We start from the raw sequence: 15,415 nt of genomic DNA, 5'->3' as shown, positions 1-15,415 counted from the left end.
GTACCTCTCTTATAGTAGACCAACTATATCAAATCAGTATCAAATCATTAGCTATCTGGACTGGGCTTGATGCCCGCTTGCGCCATCAAACCATCCGGACTAAATACCCCTTCATACACAAAAGCTGTCGGGCCGGTCATCATCACCGAATAACCGGGCTGCCAACGGACAACCATGCTGCCGCCATACAGCTGAGCGCGCACATCTTCGCCTTCATCTAACCAGCCCTCTCGTATACCGACTGCTACTGCAGCACAAGCACCAGTACCACAGGCTTGGGTCTCGCCGACACCGCGCTCGTAGACTCGCAACCGTATATGACGCTGATTCATCACTTGCATGAAGCCGACGTTCACCTTATTGGGAAATGCTGGATGAGATTCGATAGCCTTGCCTAATTTTTCGACATCAGCATCGAGCACATCATCAACTTTGATGACCGCATGAGGGTTGCCCATATTGGCCACATATAGTTGAACGGGCGTGCCAGCAACATCTAAATGATACGCGTTTTGAATTTTGGTAATGGCTTTTGGCGTGAATGGAATCTCATTGGGCTCAAACTTAGGTTTACCCATATCTACTTCTACCCAACCGTAACGATCGGTAGTTAAAGAGATAACGCCACTAGCGGTCTCAACGCGCAAACGCTGCTTAAATGACAGCTTACGCGCTTGGACAAAACGAGCAAAACAGCGCGCACCATTACCACACTGCTCGACCTCACCACCATCGGTATTAAAAATACGATAACTAAAGTCGACATCAGGGCGCATTGGGGGCTCAACCACGAGCAATTGATCAAAGCCAATGCCTAGATGGCGATCACCCAATAATTGTACCAACTCCTTGGTCAGATCCAAGCGCTGGGTCACCAGATCGATGACCATAAAATCATTGCCCAGACCATGCATTTTGGTAAATTCTATTAGCATATCCTTGTGTCCTATCCTATTTTTATATGTCCGTTATATTAGCATGGTGGCTGGCACAATGATAACTATCAACGCCGCTGGTACGGCGTTATCCTTGATAAAAATCTTGTCATAAAAAACCCATTGTTATTACAATAATGGGTTATTTTTACACTATTGTAGACAGTCACTATTTACCTTGCCATAAGTTCTCGTGCGCATATAATTCTTCAATCGTTTCGCGTTTACCAATCAGCTGATGACCGTCATTAGCAACCATCACTTCGGCTGCACGCGGACGTGAATTATAGTTGCTACTCATGGTAAAGCCATAGGCACCAGCACCGGTTATTGCTAAAATATCACCCGTCGCTAATGATAATAGGCGATCTTTTGCTAAAAAATCACCGGTTTCGCAAATGGCACCGACGATATCCCATGGCTGCATGCCATCACTATTAATACCGTCACTGGGCAATACATTAGGAATCACCGCCATTTCCGCTTGATAGAGAGCCGGACGAATTAAATCGTTCATCGCTGCATCAACAATAGCGAAATTCTTATGCTCAGTAGGTTTTAGCACATCAACACGGGTCAGTAACACCCCCGCATTAGCAACCATGCTGCGACCGGGCTCAAAAAATACTGTCAAGCCCAGCTCCGTTAATTTTGGCAATAAGGCTTGTGCAAACTCGTCAATGGTGACGGGGGTCTCATCGATATAGCGCACGCCCAAACCACCCCCTAAATCAATATGGCGCAGCTCAATTCCTTTATTACGTAAGCTATGAATAAGCTCAATTATTTTATCCAAAGCCGCAACAAATGGCTTTACTTCGGTTAACTGAGAGCCAATGTGACAATCAATACCGATGATATCAATATGTGACAATTGCGCTGCTTGCTCATATACCGCCAGCGCTTGTTCATGAGCAATACCAAACTTATTGTCTTTCAGTCCGGTTGAGATATAAGGATGGGTATTGGCATCAACGTCAGGATTGACTCGTAGCGATATTGGCGCGCGCTTATCTAACTGCTGCGCGGCGTTATTGATTAAGGTCAGCTCGCTAATAGACTCAACGTTAAAGCAGCTGATACCTTGAGTTAGCGCATACTCAATATCATCACGAGTTTTACCAACGCCTGAAAATACCACGCGGCTTGCCTGCCCGCCTGCTGCCAGTACGCGCATCAGCTCACCGCGCGACACGATATCAAACCCAGCACCCGCCTGCGCAAGTATGCCCAAAACGGCAAGGTTGGAGTTGGCCTTGACCGCATAGCAAATTTGGTGCTTCAGTAGGGCAAAGCTATCACTATAGGATTGATATACATCCAATATCGCCTGCTTTGAGTAGACATAGCACGGCGTATCGTAGCATTCAACCAGCTCACTAATGCTCACTGCCTCCATATACAACGCATGGTTGCGGTATTGCAAGGCCGGTAGATGCGCGGTTAAAGCTTCGGGATCGATATACAACCCTTGCTCCGTTTGGGTAGTTACGCATTGGCTGGTTATAGGATTAGTCACGCAAGCTTGCGGCTTAGAATTATTCATATAAATATCTCTAATGTAATCAAGGTTGAAGGGTATAAAGTCTTACGGCGATTTTACGACGATTTTGATAAAAGCATCATGACCGGTGAAAATTTACTTGCTTACTGTACGGTTGTTCCAGAAGCTAGGTAAATTTTCTCAGCCACTCAGTAACAGAGTCGAAGCAGACACTTTAGGAATGTGAAAGGCTAAGAGACATTAATAATCGTTAGGATCGTCACTGGCGGCGGGCGGCATTTGCTTTTGTTCTGAGTAGCGCGATTTTTGAGAGGTATCATCATCGATACCTGCAAAGGCAGCATCTTGCGGATGACTGGTGCTATCTAATACTTCTGATGCTGACGTATCGGAGCCACTAGTAACCAGTTGGCTGTCAGTATCTGTTAAGTACAACGCGCCTTTTTGTCCGCATCCTGTCACTCCAATCATAACGACGCCGAGTATCAGCGTGCCGATAATACGGTAACTGGCATTGATAATAGGAGGTAGCAAAATAATACTTTTTTTGACATCTTTCACGGATGAATCGGCATCACTAACATTAAAGATCTGAGGGATAATAAGCATAAATACAAACAACCTTGCAAGGGGCTAAAACCATAAGAGAAGCCATAAAAAGAGCAATAAAAAACTACATCAAACCGTCAATTGTAGTTACAAACACACCGCTTATCGGCATTAAAAATTTACCAAAATTTGCCGTTAACGGTCATTGTTTAATCATAGCATTATTCCGTAAAGCTATGCGCATCTCGATTTTATTTAGGCGACAATTATATTAAATCTGATATTTTTTATGGTTATTTCTACGTGGCTTTTTATTAATACTTTGCCTTCATAGCTTACTATCGACTCACCTGATTTGTGATTTATATAAGGTTTTAACAGCTGTTTGACAAACTTTCTTACAATTTGGCTGCTTCCCTCCTATAGCTGCAAGGTACTGGATAAGCAGCAATAGCAAGGGCTTGACTACTGTCAACCTTAAACCTTATGGTTATCATGGTATAACAGCCAAAATATGTTACATTATACCTAGACCTAGCGACAGCTATGGATTGCTAGCATGCATACCCTAATAAATGCGGCTATCGAGTACCTTGAATCAGTAATTAGCATTGATAACTGTTATCAATAATACCGTATTTTTAGCTGTGCTTTTATGCAGCAAAAGCTGGTTATCATAGAGATAATATAGCTGATTTTTGTTTGTTCAATTGGTGTTAATCCGTTATGATTCACCACTTATTTACCCATCATCTAAGGATAGAGCATGAGCGACAGCGTAAGCACCCCCACCTTTAGCGACCACACTACTGGTAAATCAAAACTGATTAATCCTACTTTGGTACTTAACTGCGGTTCTTCTTCAATCAAATACGCGCTGATCAGTGAAGACGAATCTACTCGTATCACAGGGCTCGCTGAAAACTTAGGCCTAGATACCGCTCGTATTAAACACACTACTTTGAATGGCGAAAAGCTTGAAATTACCATTCCAGGTGGTCGTCACGAGTTGGCACTACAAAAAATCCTTGCCTTACTTGAACAATATCACTTTGTCGCTGTTGGTCATCGCGCAGTACATGGTGGCCGTGAATACTCAGAAGCCGTCCGCGTTAACGAGCACGTGTTAGAAGAAGTTAAACGCTTAAAGATTTTAGCGCCACTACATAACCCTGCTAACGCTTTAGGTATCGAGGCGGTTCAAGCCATCTATCCTGATATCCCCCAAGTCGTTGTCTTTGACACCGCATTCCACCAAACTATGCCGCCAGTTGCCTACCGTTATCCGATTCCAAAAGCCCTATATGAAGAAGAAAAAATCCGTCGCTATGGCTTCCACGGTACCTCGCATGCCTATGTTTCAGAACGTGCCAGCTTAATTACTGAGGCCAAAGGTCCCCATGGCTGGTTGACCGCGCATCTAGGTAATGGCTGTTCTGCAGCTGCCGTTTATGATGGCAAAAGCTTGGATACCAGTATGGGACTCACCCCACTTGAAGGCTTAATGATGGGCACTCGTAGTGGTGACGTTGATCCTGGCCTCCACATTCATCTAAAGCGTAAGATGGGCATGAGCCTAGAAGAAGTTAATGACATGCTGAATAATGACAGTGGTTTACTGGGTATTTCAGGCCTATCAAACGATTTACGTACGATTGAACAAGCGGCTAATGAAGGCCATGAAGATGCGCAGCTTGCCATTGAGATGTTCTGCTACCGTGCGGGTAAATACTTAGCCAGTCTAAGCTGTGCGTTACCTGAATTCACCGGCATTGTCTTTACCGGTGGTATCGGTGAGAACTCAGCCACTACCCGCGCGCGTATTTTAGATGTGATGCGTCACTTTGGTATCAAGTTTGATGCCGACAAAAACGCGACTCTGGTCGGCGGTGCAGAAGGCAATTTCCAGACAGCAGACAGCAGTATTGAGCTCTGGGTTATACCAACGGATGAAGAGTGCCGAATTGCTCAAGAGACTCGTCAAGCATTAAGTTTAAACTAAGCGTCTGTAAATGTGTTTATGATACGGTATCGTAGAATTATTTAAACCAGCGCGTGTCATTTAACCTTGCTAATTACTGGTGTTAATTATTAGCGCCAGTATGTACCAAGCATTAACCCACCGTCATAAATTACAGGGTTAAAACTCCAGTATTAAAAGTAACAATAGCCAATCAGCAATACCCCTCAAGGATATAATAAATAGTAGGATACGCTATGCAAACCATTTTACTTGTTCCCATTAGTCGCGGTATCGGCGTGACCTCAGCCGCACTTGGCTTGATTCGTGCGCTTGATTATAACGGCGTTAAAGCCGGGTTTATGAAGCCTTTTTTGCAAGATGATACTTTAGACAAACAAAACAGTTTAGACAGCTCAAGCGCTTTGACTATGCACGCCTTTGGTCTTACGCCGCCTAAATCTATCAATCGTCAGCGCGTTGAACGTATGATAGGTGATGGCAATCTTGATGACTTAATGGAAGAAGTGGTCGAAAACCATCACTCTATCGGTGGCGATCAAGACGTCATTATTTGTGAAGGCTTGGTACCCACGACCGAAGCGTCTTATGCCTCGCAAATCAACCGTGCCATCGCCCATGCGTTAGATGCCAAAATTATCTTTGTAAGCACTGTTGATACCAGTAATCCGGCCTATCTTGCTGATAAGCTTGATGTCCATGCGCGTGAGTTTGGTGGTCTGGTAAATGATCGCACTTTAGGCTGCATATTAATGCGCGTGCATGATGTGCCGAACACTTTTGAGAATCAGCCGGTTGCCCCAGGTGAAGCCGTGGTCAGCTTAGACGAAGGCTTTATGCAAGAAGTACAGCGCCTGTCACCCCATTTCAATACCGATCAATTTCGCTTAATCGGGGTGGTGCCTTTTAGTGATTCATTATCAGTGCCACGTACTTGGGATATCGCCGCTGAGCTTGACGCGACATGGTTAAACGTTGGTGAAGCTAAGTCCCGTCGTATTAACCACATCAGCCTAACGGCCCGTTCAGTAGCGCGCGTCGATGAAGTATTCAAACGCGGTACGCTCATTGTTGTTCCTGGTGATCGTGATGAGCTATTGTTAGCTGCTGCCTTGGCTTGTATCAATGGCGTACCACTGGCAGGTCTGGTATTAACAGGCGGTGTCGCGCCTAATGCCACTGTCGCTGAGTTATGGCAGTCTGCTCTCAAGACTGGTATTCCGGTCATGAGCGTTGAAACTGATAGCTTTGAGACCGTACAGAGCCTGATGCACATGAGTTCTGAGATTCCAAGCGATGATATTGAGCGCGCCCAAGAAGTGACTCGTTATGTGGCTGCGCACTTAGATTTGAGCTGGATCAAAGAATACTTTAGCAATGACCATAAGCCGCGCTTATCACCGGCCGCATTCCGCCATCAAGTGGTCAAAAAAGCCCAAGCTGCCAAAAAGCGCGTGGTATTGCCAGAAGGTTCTGAGCCGCGCACGGTAGAAGCTGCCTGTATCTGCCAAAGCCGTGGTATCGCTAACTGTGTTCTGTTAGCTAAACGTGCTGATGTCGAGCAAGTGGCCAAAAACCGTAACTTAATCTTACCTGAAGGTTTGGAGATTATTGATCCTGATACTCTCGATATGAGCAAATATATTGCTGCCGTCGTTGAGCGCCGTAAAGGCAAAACCACTGAAACTGTCGCCGCTGAACAGCTTAAAGACACCGTCTTCTTAGGCACTATCATGCTGCAGATGGACGAAGTTGATGGTCTGGTTTCTGGCGCGATACACACCACTGCCAATACTGTACGCCCCGCATTTCAGTTGATTAAGACTGCACCGCAATACTCACTGGTATCGTCTATTTTCTTTATGCTGCTGCCTGAACAAGTGGTGGTTTATGGTGACTGCGCCATTAACCCTGACCCAACTGCTGAAGAATTGGCTGAGATTGCCATCCAGTCTGCTGAATCTGCGGCGGCTTTTGGTATTGAGCCAAAAGTTGCAATGATCAGCTATTCAACTGGCTCATCAGGTACTGGCGCTGATGTCGAAAAAGTCACTCGTGCCACTCAAATCGTTCGCGAACGTGAGCCAACACTCGCGGTTGATGGCCCCTTACAATATGACGCTGCCTCAGTCATGAGCGTCGGCAAACAAAAAGCGCCCGATTCACCCGTTGCTGGTCAAGCGAACGTGTTTATCTTCCCAGATCTAAATACCGGCAATACCACTTATAAAGCCGTCCAACGTAGTGCCAACGTTATCAGTGTTGGTCCTATGCTCCAAGGCTTAAATAAACCTGTAAACGATTTGTCACGTGGTGCATTGGTCGATGACATTATCTATACCATTGCCTTGACTGCAATCCAAGCTTATAGTGATGTGATTTAATATTATAAGTTAAATACTCAGCTTAGAAATTTATCGTCTTCTTCGCCGACCTTCATATCATTATGATGGTCGGCTTTTTAATGGCTAGTTGTTTAATGAGCTACCATAAGTTGATGACAATGCTAATGACAAGTGCGCGCCTACCCTCTACAATAGTACTGAATAAACATTTTACTTGAATCATTCTATTCAGCCATCTTACCTATGCCAGATACGCACTTCAGTACCAACATTCGCGCTTCTAAAACAGCCACTGCCCCTACGATTCGTGCCTACCTTGGCGGGTCGTTTAATCCGGTACATAATGGTCATATCCAAATGGCGATGGCCGTTTATAATGGCCTTGCACCTATCGCTGCTGAGCAACGATGTGCGCTACAGGTGTCTTTACTGCCCAATGCACGCTCACCTTTTAAACAACAAAGTATGGACCCTAAACACCGACTGGCAATGCTAAAATTAGCGATTGAAGATACGCCGCTACAAATCAGCGAGCTCGAACTATGGCAAACGCCACCGGTGTATAGCATCGATAGTGTGCGCACTCTATGCCAGTGTTACCCTGATGACAGTCTGATATTCATCATGGGTATGGATAGTGCTCGTAGTTTAGAGAAGTGGAAAGAGGGTCTACAATTGACCAATTATGTGCATTTATGGATTTTTAGCCGGTCTGATAATGATGATACCGCCCAACAAAGCGCTTTTACTCATAAAAACAGTCCTATTAAAAATCTTTCTGCGCAAGATATCATTGCCTTATGTCATGAGCTACCGACTAGGTTACAAACGCAAATTACTTACCTACCGACAGACTTAGCGCAGTCGTTGAACATCACACTAGAATCTAGCAAACCCTTGAAAAACAATACTCAAGGACGCATTTATATAGATCCGCACCAAGTTACCGCGGTGTCGAGTACGCATATACGTCAACAGTTACGTCAGCTCATATATGAGCCAGTACGGACAGACGCCAACCTGACCACCAAACCCAATAATCTGATTAAATTAATAAATCCTACGGTTTATCAATATATTATCGCCCATCAGCTATATTCTGCTGCTCAATTCCGTTAAAATTGCTTTATCTTTGTCATTTCGCCTTTAGCAGGTCTATATATGACTTGCTAGACGCTACAAAATGACCACTTATCACTTTATTTTTAATAATTACGATTCAAGAGACCAAAATTTATGACCAATACCATGACTGACGAACGCTTAGAAGAATGCTTAACAATTGTAAAGACCGCTTTGGAAGATATGAAAGCGAAAAATATCACCGTTCTTAATGTAGAAGACTTAACAGACGTAATGGAACGCATGGTCATCGCTGACGGTACCTCCAAGCGTCATGTACGGGCGCTTGCCGATAGTGTCGGTGCTGAAGCTAAGCAAGCTGACTTTATGCCACTTGGGCGCGAAGGCGGCGTTGATTCAGACTGGACTTTGATCGATTTGGGCGCAGTCGTCGTTCATATGATGACCCCTCAAGCGCGCGAGTTCTACGACTTAGAAGGTCTATGGTCATCACCTGAACAGTTAGCTGAGCTAGTCGCAGTCCCACGTGAAAAGAAAACAGCCGGTCGACGTAATAAAAATAAATAAGGCTATTCATTAAAACTACAATGTAAACCTTAAAAAGGTCAGATTAATTATCTGGCCTTTTTTTATGCTTGGATTTCGATTCATTTAAATAGGGTAAATAAGCTGAAAGACACCAATGTTTGCGCTAAGATAACGTCATTAATTAAATAACTTTTTTATCAAAGCTATTCTTCAGAGCTACCCTCTATAGGACAATCCATGAGCGCAGAAACGATAAAACTACCCACCCAAAAAGTTAAAGCTGACTTCAATCATGCCTTACCTTTGCATATCGCGAACTTAATTGACGTCCGTGCAGGCAAGGCGATGCCGTTCACTCGGGAACAAATGAGTGCCATTGATAAAGCACCGATCAAAGCGCCCGTTGCGGTCAATTTTATGGGATTGACTACTGATGAGCAAGCTGATCGCAAGCATCATGGCGGCCCGCTAAAAGCGGTACATCAGATGCCCCTTGCCACTTATGAGCAGATTAATGCTGAGTTTAATCTCAAAGTTCGTATTGGTACTTTGGGTGAAAACCTCATCACCGAACCTGTTAATGGCTTACCTCATATGGACGAGACCACGGTCTGTATTGGTGATATTTTTCAGTACGGTGGGCCACATGGTGATGAACAGGTGAATGATAGTGATAGCGTTCAATTACGTGTCGTCCAACCGCGCAGACCTTGCTATAAAATTAATGACCAAATTGGGCAATTTACTAAAGTGCCTAATATAGCATCGTGGATTACCAAGCAAGGTATCGCTGGCTGGTATTTTGAAGTGGTTCGTGATGGGATGATTGCTGCTCATTTACCCGTATATTTGATAGCACGCCCTTATCCGTTCGCAACGTTAGAAAAGCTATGGCAACTATCTAATTCAAAAGAGAAATTTGAGGTTGATATTATTGAGTCTTGGTTAGCTATTGAGTGTTTAGAGGACAGTTGGAAGACGGTGCTTAAGAAGAAGGTTGGTAGAGGTTAAATATAGTTGATTCATTTTAAAACAGGCACAGTTTGGCTTGGATAAATTTTTGCTGCCTCTGGAGTGGCGAAGTCGCACAGCAAGCAAGAAAATTTTTACCAGCCACACGCGACTATGAGCGTATCTATTTTATTTTGTATTAACTATAAGAAGTACTAAGAAGAATAAATCGTTATTAATTGGCAATGATATCACCTCCTGATAATAGAGTATTTTATACTATCTCTTTTATAATACTCCTTCCATATTGAGCGTTTCATGGCAAAAGATATCACTTCAATTGCATCAACATTAACACTGGCATCAGTATTAACATTATTCTTAACGTTACCACTGATTGGCTGCGTAACAACCACAGAGCCCCGTTACATTATTGATAGCCAAACCTATCAAGCGACTGGTAAAAGTGAGCGAATTAAAACCATCATTTTGCACTATACCGTCAGCGATAATGAACGCTCAATTAAGCTATTGACTGTCGGTAACGTAAGCTCCCATTACCTTATTCTAAATGAAGACGACGATAAAATTTATAATTTGGTACCGGAAAGTGAACGCGCTTGGCATGCCGGTGATGGCGGGTTTGCAGGTAGAACCATCCTAAATGATACTTCTATAGGCATAGAAATTGTCAATAACGGTATTAAACCAGAGTATAGGAAGGCACTTAAACGAGGCGTCCAAGACTACCATCCTTATGAGCACTATGTGGAATTTGAAGAGAGTCAGATTAAGAAAGTCGCCCAACTGGTACAGGATTTGGCAGTGCGATATGACATCTCACCAAAAAATATCATTGGTCATTCCGATATGGCGCCCTCTCGAAAAATCGATCCTGGTGCTAAGTTCCCTTGGCAACGACTATATGAGCAATATGGTATTGGCGCTTGGTATGACGAGCAGGATAAAAAGCTTTTTATGAATCAAGAAGAGTTTGATGCAGCAACGATTTCCGAAATGAAGCAAGAATTTAGAAATTACGGTTATCAAATCAATGATAGCGATGAATGGGATAAAGCCAGTCACGATGTGATTTATGCGTTTCAGCTGCATTTTAGCCCGCAGCATCTCACCGCGACTATGGATTTGGAAACTTATGCTATTTTAAAGGCATTGAATAAGAAGTATGCTGGTACCGATGATTTTTATTGAGTTGTGTAGGATGAGTTAGTTTTGCCAAATTCTAGTAGAGAAGGCAGACAAGACGTAAACCACTCTACGCTATTAATAAGCGATTTCTAATCATAAGCGGTTTCTAAGCATAAGCAGTTTCTAATTAAAGGTATCCCATGACGCTACGCATCCATGCCCTATTCCATACAGATTATGAAGACCTTAGTTTCATCAAACAGTGGGCAAACAACCACCATCATATGATTAGCGTCAGTCGCTCTTACGATGACTATTCCTTGCCAGAGCACGACAGTTTCGATTGGCTAATAGTGATGGGTGGGCCAATGAGTGTCCATGACGATGAAAAATATCCTTGGTTAGTCAATGAAAAACGGTTGATTAAACAAAGTATTGATAATGGAAAAACGGTTATCGGCGTTTGTTTGGGTGCCCAACTTATCGCGCATTGTTTGGGTGCCCAACTTATCGCGCATTGTTTGGGTGCTACCATCCAGCCGTCTAGCGTAAAAGAGATCGGTTGGTTGCCCATTCGGTTGACGAAAGAAGGTCAGTCACATCCTTTATTACAAGATTTACCCAAGCAACCTTTTACGGTATTTCATTGGCATGGTGATGGTTTTGATTGTCCACAAGGGGCAACCGCTATTGCCACTTCGGAGGCATGGTTCAATCAAGGATTTATCTATCAAACACCGCTACATAAAGAGCTTGGCACTTGGATTATGGGCTGGCAGTGTCACTTTGAAGTGACCAAAGAAAGTATCGTCAAAATGGTAGAAAATGGACATAATGCTATACAAAGTGGACTTAGCAACTATCCCAAAACCGTACAATCAGCTAATGAGATTATAGAAGCTGGACATAAGTATATCGAAGACAACAACGCAAGATTAGCAGCTATGCTAAATCGCATAGCAAAGAGTGACTAAAACTAAATTATAAGAGGAATCAACTATGAGTAATTCACAACAAGACGAACTTCAGAAGTATTTAGAAGAAAAAGCCAAACAAGAGCAGGAGAGCGAGCAGCAACCTAAACTAAAATCTGCATATGAAACATGTGTTTTAGCTGAAAGTGCTAAGATTCATGAATTGATTGCTGAAGCTCAGAAAGAAGGTGGAGAGCGTTTACAAGACGATGAATAATTGTATAAAAACATACACGAAACGAGGGTTCTGCATCAAGTTACGTTGGATGGGTTAATTTTGTCAGATTCTTGTAGAGAATGATAGCAAAACGTAACTCACCATAATTATGAATATTTCATTAACAGTCCAGTATATCTACTGATAAAATCATTACTATCTAGAAAATAGTTAGGATAGGCTTCTGTAATGTTATGAACATCATCTACAGACACGAGAACAACATCAAACATATCACTTCCTTGATAGGTCTGCTCTAATCGCACATAATCTTCATTAGCATCGTGTTCATCGTTATATGGCAAAATTACTGTCTCACGAGTATATAAATCTAATTGTATTAGATAATACTTTGCTTCAATATTTTTCTTAGGTGAAGGTATGGAGTTAATACCCCTTAACATTTCAATAATCTGTAATTCTTTATCTAATTTATTTAACCTAGCACATACTTCTGATGGAGTTAACTCTGCATAGATGGCAACAGTAGGAGTGCCTTCTTCAATTGAAAACAGAACACTTGATAACAGAAGAAAATGTAGATAACTTTCATCTCCTTGACCTGATTTAAATGAAACATGCTTTAAAGACCCAAGTATCTCTACGACAGTCGCCCACTCATGCTGAATTTTAGTCCGAATTTGTAGTTCTAGTCTAACGTAATTGTTTCCATCAGTTTTGCATTTGAATATTTGATGTATTCCCCTATAACCATCAGACTTCGGTTCTAGAATATAATTTGTAGTGTGAAAGTCATCAAAAACGCAGTCAGCATTAATTATTTCGCAATTACTATTGTTATCTAAAAACTGATTTAAAGCCTCTATATTAGGTAAAGTAACTCTTATGCCGACTACATCATCCATTTGCGCCAGTCTCATTGTTGGCTGTCTTACTAACTTAGTAGCTATGGACTCTAATCTTTTTGAACGAGAAGAAACAATACTTTGTTCAAAGATTTGCAAACGGTTTAACTTACTTTCTAACAAAGAAGAAAAAACTTTTAGATGTGGAATATGGTTTTCTCGGTACTGTTTAAGTACAAGTAGTGCTTCTCTAAACTCTTCTTCATTTATAGTTTTTCTACCAGTTAACTTTAGTTCTTCCATATAAGAACGTATGACATTGCCAGATTTTGTGATGGCACCATTAGAAATAGAAAAAGAGAGTGGCGTTTCTTGATTAACGTCACTCTCTTCAATATTTTTAAAAGTTGTTTTTATATCTAATGCCATAGTCACACTATCACACTTTACCTTCACTCATTTCTTGAAGGTTGATGAGCGTGCCCACCTTTCCTTTTGACCATGCAGTTTCTGGCTGATGTGTCATCCAAGACAGTTGAGTACCACTATAGTCGCCATAAGCATTAATTATTTGCTCTAGAAATTCGATTACTTGGTAATCATTGGAATCTACTGTCTGGTATTCACTCCACATACTGGAGCCAAGTTTATCAATACTTTTAGCCCCAAAACTTTTAAACTCATGGTAAATTTCGGGCAAAACAGGGCCGTACTGCCATCGCTCAAAATATCCATCAAATAGAGCACTATGGTTTGATTTTAAGTACCATGATTGAGCAAAAAACATTAACTTTTGTAACTTCATTGGAGTTAAGTTATTAATTTTCCCATTATTAGATTGTTCAATAAAAGCATTTGCAATAGCAATAGCTGAATATTTCATAATAACCTCCTTACGTAAGTTACTGGTGTTTTTAATGAAAAAAGGGATATTGAGGAACTCAAATGTGGAAATACATACTAATTAAAATATGCTATTTTTCTAGAAAACACATTTGGGAAATGTACGGTAATGTCAATTTTAGAGAACAATCAGTTCTCTACTGTTTTCAAAAAAAGCTAACTATTATATCACAGGACCTCATAGACGAACAGATACAATGCATGGAATAGAATCCTGTAAACTGAAATAATAATTAGCAAATTATGTTTTCTGATAAGACAAATTGTATTATTGTTAGTAAGTGCATGATATCGCCACTAACCTTACTATAGCATATATATTTTATTTCAGAAGCTTGAGTATGGGCCTAGCATGAAACTCCCTTCAGGAAACCTCCACTTACAAAGCTAAAATTGTAGTGCAATTTTTTAACGCTACTCAGGATTAGCTCCGCTACTTTTAAAAACACCCAAAGTTCAAACACAAAAAAGGTGAGCTTCTCAGCCCACCTTTTTTATTATCTAAAAATTTTTAGTCTATCTTAACGAACCCAAGCTCGCGCATTACGGAACATCCGCATCCACGCACCATCTTCATCCCAAGCAGCCGGTTTCCAGCTGTGATTGTACGCCCGTAACGTACGCTCAGGGTGCGGCATCATAATCGTGACGCGACCGTCAGTGCTACATAGACCCGTGACACCGCCGACTGAACCGTTTGGATTGAACGAAAATCAGGTAACAGCTTATTTAACCTACTAAGCCAAAGCAATCAAATCAGGTTGTTTATCTAATAAGCGCATAAGCGTAATCGTTGCCCCTGTCGGGTTTCTAATACCTTGTTCCCAGTTTTGTAGCGTACGAGGGCTGATATTTAATTTATCGGCAAACTGCTGTTGCGATAACCCTGTTTTGCTACGAATCAATTTGATGTTAGGTATATCATGGCTAAACTGTCGGCTAGGCTGGGCGTCTCCATTGACAATCGCCAACGCTTGATTCAACGACGTAGATAAATCATCATAAAATTCATTGATCATGGTTATATACCTCTTTGATTTGTTGGGTTAATTTATACAAGCTCGACTTCTCTTGGCTCGACAAACTCACTTTTTTATTTTTCGGGTAGGCAAGTAACATAAAAAATATTCCATGACTATCAACGAAATAATAAATAATACGCACGCCGCCGCTTTTACCTTGATTCAGCGCCCATCTGGTTTTTCTAACACCACCAGTGCCTTGAATTAAACTTCCTTGCTCTGGATTGTGAATCAAATCTGCTTGTAGCTCTTTATAGTTGTCATCATCTAATAGTTTAAGCACTTGTTTAGTAAATAATGGGGTTTCTATAAAATGTAGCATCTAAAATCCTTTATCGTTACTCTTAATTATATACGTCATTGACGTACATCACCAATATTATTTCGATTCAATATCGGCAATAACAAAATAGCTACCCCATATCAAAATTCAAACACAAAAAAGGTGAGCCGAAGCCCACCTTTTTT

The 15,415-nt window shown here is 41.9% G+C and carries 15 protein-coding genes and 1 pseudogene; 8 read left to right on the top strand and 8 right to left on the bottom strand.

Translation table 11 applies throughout. The features are described from left to right. Nucleotides 1-47 precede the first annotated feature (47 nt). From dapF to AAEY88_RS07865, 3 genes are all read right to left on the bottom strand, one after another. Nucleotides 48-935 carry a diaminopimelate epimerase gene (dapF, locus tag AAEY88_RS07875; RefSeq protein WP_350561176.1) on the bottom strand — a complete coding sequence of 296 codons (888 nt, stop codon included), beginning with the start codon at nt 933-935 and terminating at the stop codon, nt 48-50. A gap of 169 nt (nt 936-1,104) precedes the next feature. Further along, nucleotides 1,105-2,481 (bottom strand): diaminopimelate decarboxylase, encoded by a 1,377-nt coding sequence (gene lysA / locus AAEY88_RS07870; RefSeq protein WP_350561175.1) that lies wholly within the window; start codon nt 2,479-2,481, stop codon nt 1,105-1,107. A gap of 198 nt (nt 2,482-2,679) precedes the next feature. Continuing rightward, nucleotides 2,680-3,048 (bottom strand): LPS translocon maturation chaperone LptM, encoded by a 369-nt coding sequence (locus tag AAEY88_RS07865; protein WP_350561174.1) that lies wholly within the window; start codon nt 3,046-3,048, stop codon nt 2,680-2,682. 706 nt (nt 3,049-3,754) lie between these two features. On the opposite strand from AAEY88_RS07865, the gene AAEY88_RS07860 reads away from it, so the two are divergent. The 8 genes from AAEY88_RS07860 (at nt 3,755) to AAEY88_RS07825 (ending at nt 12,216) form a co-directional block, all read left to right on the top strand. After that, nucleotides 3,755-4,990: an acetate kinase gene (locus AAEY88_RS07860; protein ID WP_350561173.1), complete on the top strand. Its 1,236-nt coding sequence runs from the start codon at nt 3,755-3,757 to the stop codon at nt 4,988-4,990. 215 nt (nt 4,991-5,205) lie between these two features. After that, entirely contained in the window at nt 5,206-7,353 is a 2,148-nt protein-coding gene (gene pta / locus AAEY88_RS07855) for a phosphate acetyltransferase (protein ID WP_350561172.1), read from the top strand. A gap of 204 nt (nt 7,354-7,557) precedes the next feature. Then, complete coding sequence (locus AAEY88_RS07850; RefSeq protein ID WP_350561171.1) at nt 7,558-8,433, top strand: nicotinate-nicotinamide nucleotide adenylyltransferase; 876 nt, start codon at nt 7,558-7,560, stop codon at nt 8,431-8,433. Between the two features lie 117 nt (nt 8,434-8,550). Beyond that, nucleotides 8,551-8,964 (top strand): ribosome silencing factor, encoded by a 414-nt coding sequence (rsfS, locus tag AAEY88_RS07845; RefSeq protein ID WP_350561169.1) that lies wholly within the window; start codon nt 8,551-8,553, stop codon nt 8,962-8,964. Between the two features lie 198 nt (nt 8,965-9,162). Further along, the gene (locus tag AAEY88_RS07840) at nt 9,163-9,936 is read left to right on the top strand and encodes an MOSC domain-containing protein (RefSeq protein WP_350561167.1); all 774 of its coding nucleotides are present in this window, start codon (nt 9,163-9,165) and stop codon (nt 9,934-9,936) included. 258 nt (nt 9,937-10,194) lie between these two features. Beyond that, the gene (locus AAEY88_RS07835) at nt 10,195-11,088 is read left to right on the top strand and encodes an N-acetylmuramoyl-L-alanine amidase (RefSeq protein ID WP_350561165.1); all 894 of its coding nucleotides are present in this window, start codon (nt 10,195-10,197) and stop codon (nt 11,086-11,088) included. Nucleotides 11,089-11,225: 137 nt separating this feature from the next. Continuing rightward, complete coding sequence (locus AAEY88_RS07830) at nt 11,226-11,999, top strand: type 1 glutamine amidotransferase (RefSeq protein ID WP_350561163.1); 774 nt, start codon at nt 11,226-11,228, stop codon at nt 11,997-11,999. Nucleotides 12,000-12,024: 25 nt separating this feature from the next. Beyond that, nucleotides 12,025-12,216 carry a hypothetical protein gene (locus AAEY88_RS07825; RefSeq protein WP_350561161.1) on the top strand — a complete coding sequence of 64 codons (192 nt, stop codon included), beginning with the start codon at nt 12,025-12,027 and terminating at the stop codon, nt 12,214-12,216. 107 nt (nt 12,217-12,323) lie between these two features. Here AAEY88_RS07825 and AAEY88_RS07820 read toward each other — a convergent pair whose 3' ends face one another. The 5 genes and pseudogenes from AAEY88_RS07820 to AAEY88_RS07800 form a co-directional block, all read right to left on the bottom strand. Beyond that, a complete protein-coding gene (locus AAEY88_RS07820) occupies nt 12,324-13,451 on the bottom strand; it encodes a RelA/SpoT domain-containing protein (RefSeq protein ID WP_350561563.1) in 1,128 nt (375 codons plus the stop codon). A gap of 10 nt (nt 13,452-13,461) precedes the next feature. Continuing rightward, a complete protein-coding gene (locus tag AAEY88_RS07815; RefSeq protein WP_350561159.1) occupies nt 13,462-13,905 on the bottom strand; it encodes a type II toxin-antitoxin system antitoxin SocA domain-containing protein in 444 nt (147 codons plus the stop codon). A gap of 541 nt (nt 13,906-14,446) precedes the next feature. Beyond that, a pseudogene (locus AAEY88_RS07810) lies at nt 14,447-14,638 on the bottom strand (phosphoribosylformylglycinamidine synthase subunit PurQ); the annotation flags it as partial. A 24-nt stretch (nt 14,639-14,662) separates the two neighbouring features. Beyond that, the gene (gene nadS / locus AAEY88_RS07805) at nt 14,663-14,944 is read right to left on the bottom strand and encodes a NadS family protein (protein ID WP_350561157.1); all 282 of its coding nucleotides are present in this window, start codon (nt 14,942-14,944) and stop codon (nt 14,663-14,665) included. After that, complete coding sequence (locus AAEY88_RS07800; RefSeq protein WP_350561155.1) at nt 14,934-15,269, bottom strand: type II toxin-antitoxin system RelE/ParE family toxin; 336 nt, start codon at nt 15,267-15,269, stop codon at nt 14,934-14,936. The genes nadS and AAEY88_RS07800 overlap by 11 nt, the downstream gene beginning before the upstream one ends. Between the last annotated feature and the right edge of the window lie 146 nt (nt 15,270-15,415).

Origin of the sequence: Psychrobacter sp. CAL346-MNA-CIBAN-0220 (assembly GCF_040309805.1) — a bacterium.
In the GTDB taxonomy this organism is placed as follows: domain Bacteria; phylum Pseudomonadota; class Gammaproteobacteria; order Pseudomonadales; family Moraxellaceae; genus Psychrobacter.
The sequence above is the reverse complement of the archived record's forward strand: the minus strand, read 5'-3'. Positions and strand labels throughout refer to the sequence as shown.

Bases quoted from the DNA above. Each gene is read 5' to 3' on its own strand.
- dapF (WP_350561176.1), bottom strand. From the start codon at position 935: ATGCTAATAGAATTTACCAAAATGCATGGTCTGGGCAATGATTTTATG.
- lysA (WP_350561175.1), bottom strand. From the start codon at position 2,481: ATGAATAATTCTAAGCCGCAAGCTTGCGTGACTAATCCTATAACCAGC.
- AAEY88_RS07865 (WP_350561174.1), bottom strand. From the start codon at position 3,048: ATGCTTATTATCCCTCAGATCTTTAATGTTAGTGATGCCGATTCATCC.
- AAEY88_RS07860 (WP_350561173.1), top strand. From the start codon at position 3,755: ATGAGCGACAGCGTAAGCACCCCCACCTTTAGCGACCACACTACTGGT.
- pta (WP_350561172.1), top strand. From the start codon at position 5,206: ATGCAAACCATTTTACTTGTTCCCATTAGTCGCGGTATCGGCGTGACC.
- AAEY88_RS07850 (WP_350561171.1), top strand. From the start codon at position 7,558: ATGCCAGATACGCACTTCAGTACCAACATTCGCGCTTCTAAAACAGCC.
- rsfS (WP_350561169.1), top strand. From the start codon at position 8,551: ATGACCAATACCATGACTGACGAACGCTTAGAAGAATGCTTAACAATT.
- AAEY88_RS07840 (WP_350561167.1), top strand. From the start codon at position 9,163: ATGAGCGCAGAAACGATAAAACTACCCACCCAAAAAGTTAAAGCTGAC.
- AAEY88_RS07835 (WP_350561165.1), top strand. From the start codon at position 10,195: ATGGCAAAAGATATCACTTCAATTGCATCAACATTAACACTGGCATCA.
- AAEY88_RS07830 (WP_350561163.1), top strand. From the start codon at position 11,226: ATGACGCTACGCATCCATGCCCTATTCCATACAGATTATGAAGACCTT.
- AAEY88_RS07825 (WP_350561161.1), top strand. From the start codon at position 12,025: ATGAGTAATTCACAACAAGACGAACTTCAGAAGTATTTAGAAGAAAAA.
- AAEY88_RS07820 (WP_350561563.1), bottom strand. From the start codon at position 13,451: ATGGCATTAGATATAAAAACAACTTTTAAAAATATTGAAGAGAGTGAC.
- AAEY88_RS07815 (WP_350561159.1), bottom strand. From the start codon at position 13,905: ATGAAATATTCAGCTATTGCTATTGCAAATGCTTTTATTGAACAATCT.
- nadS (WP_350561157.1), bottom strand. From the start codon at position 14,944: ATGATCAATGAATTTTATGATGATTTATCTACGTCGTTGAATCAAGCG.
- AAEY88_RS07800 (WP_350561155.1), bottom strand. From the start codon at position 15,269: ATGCTACATTTTATAGAAACCCCATTATTTACTAAACAAGTGCTTAAA.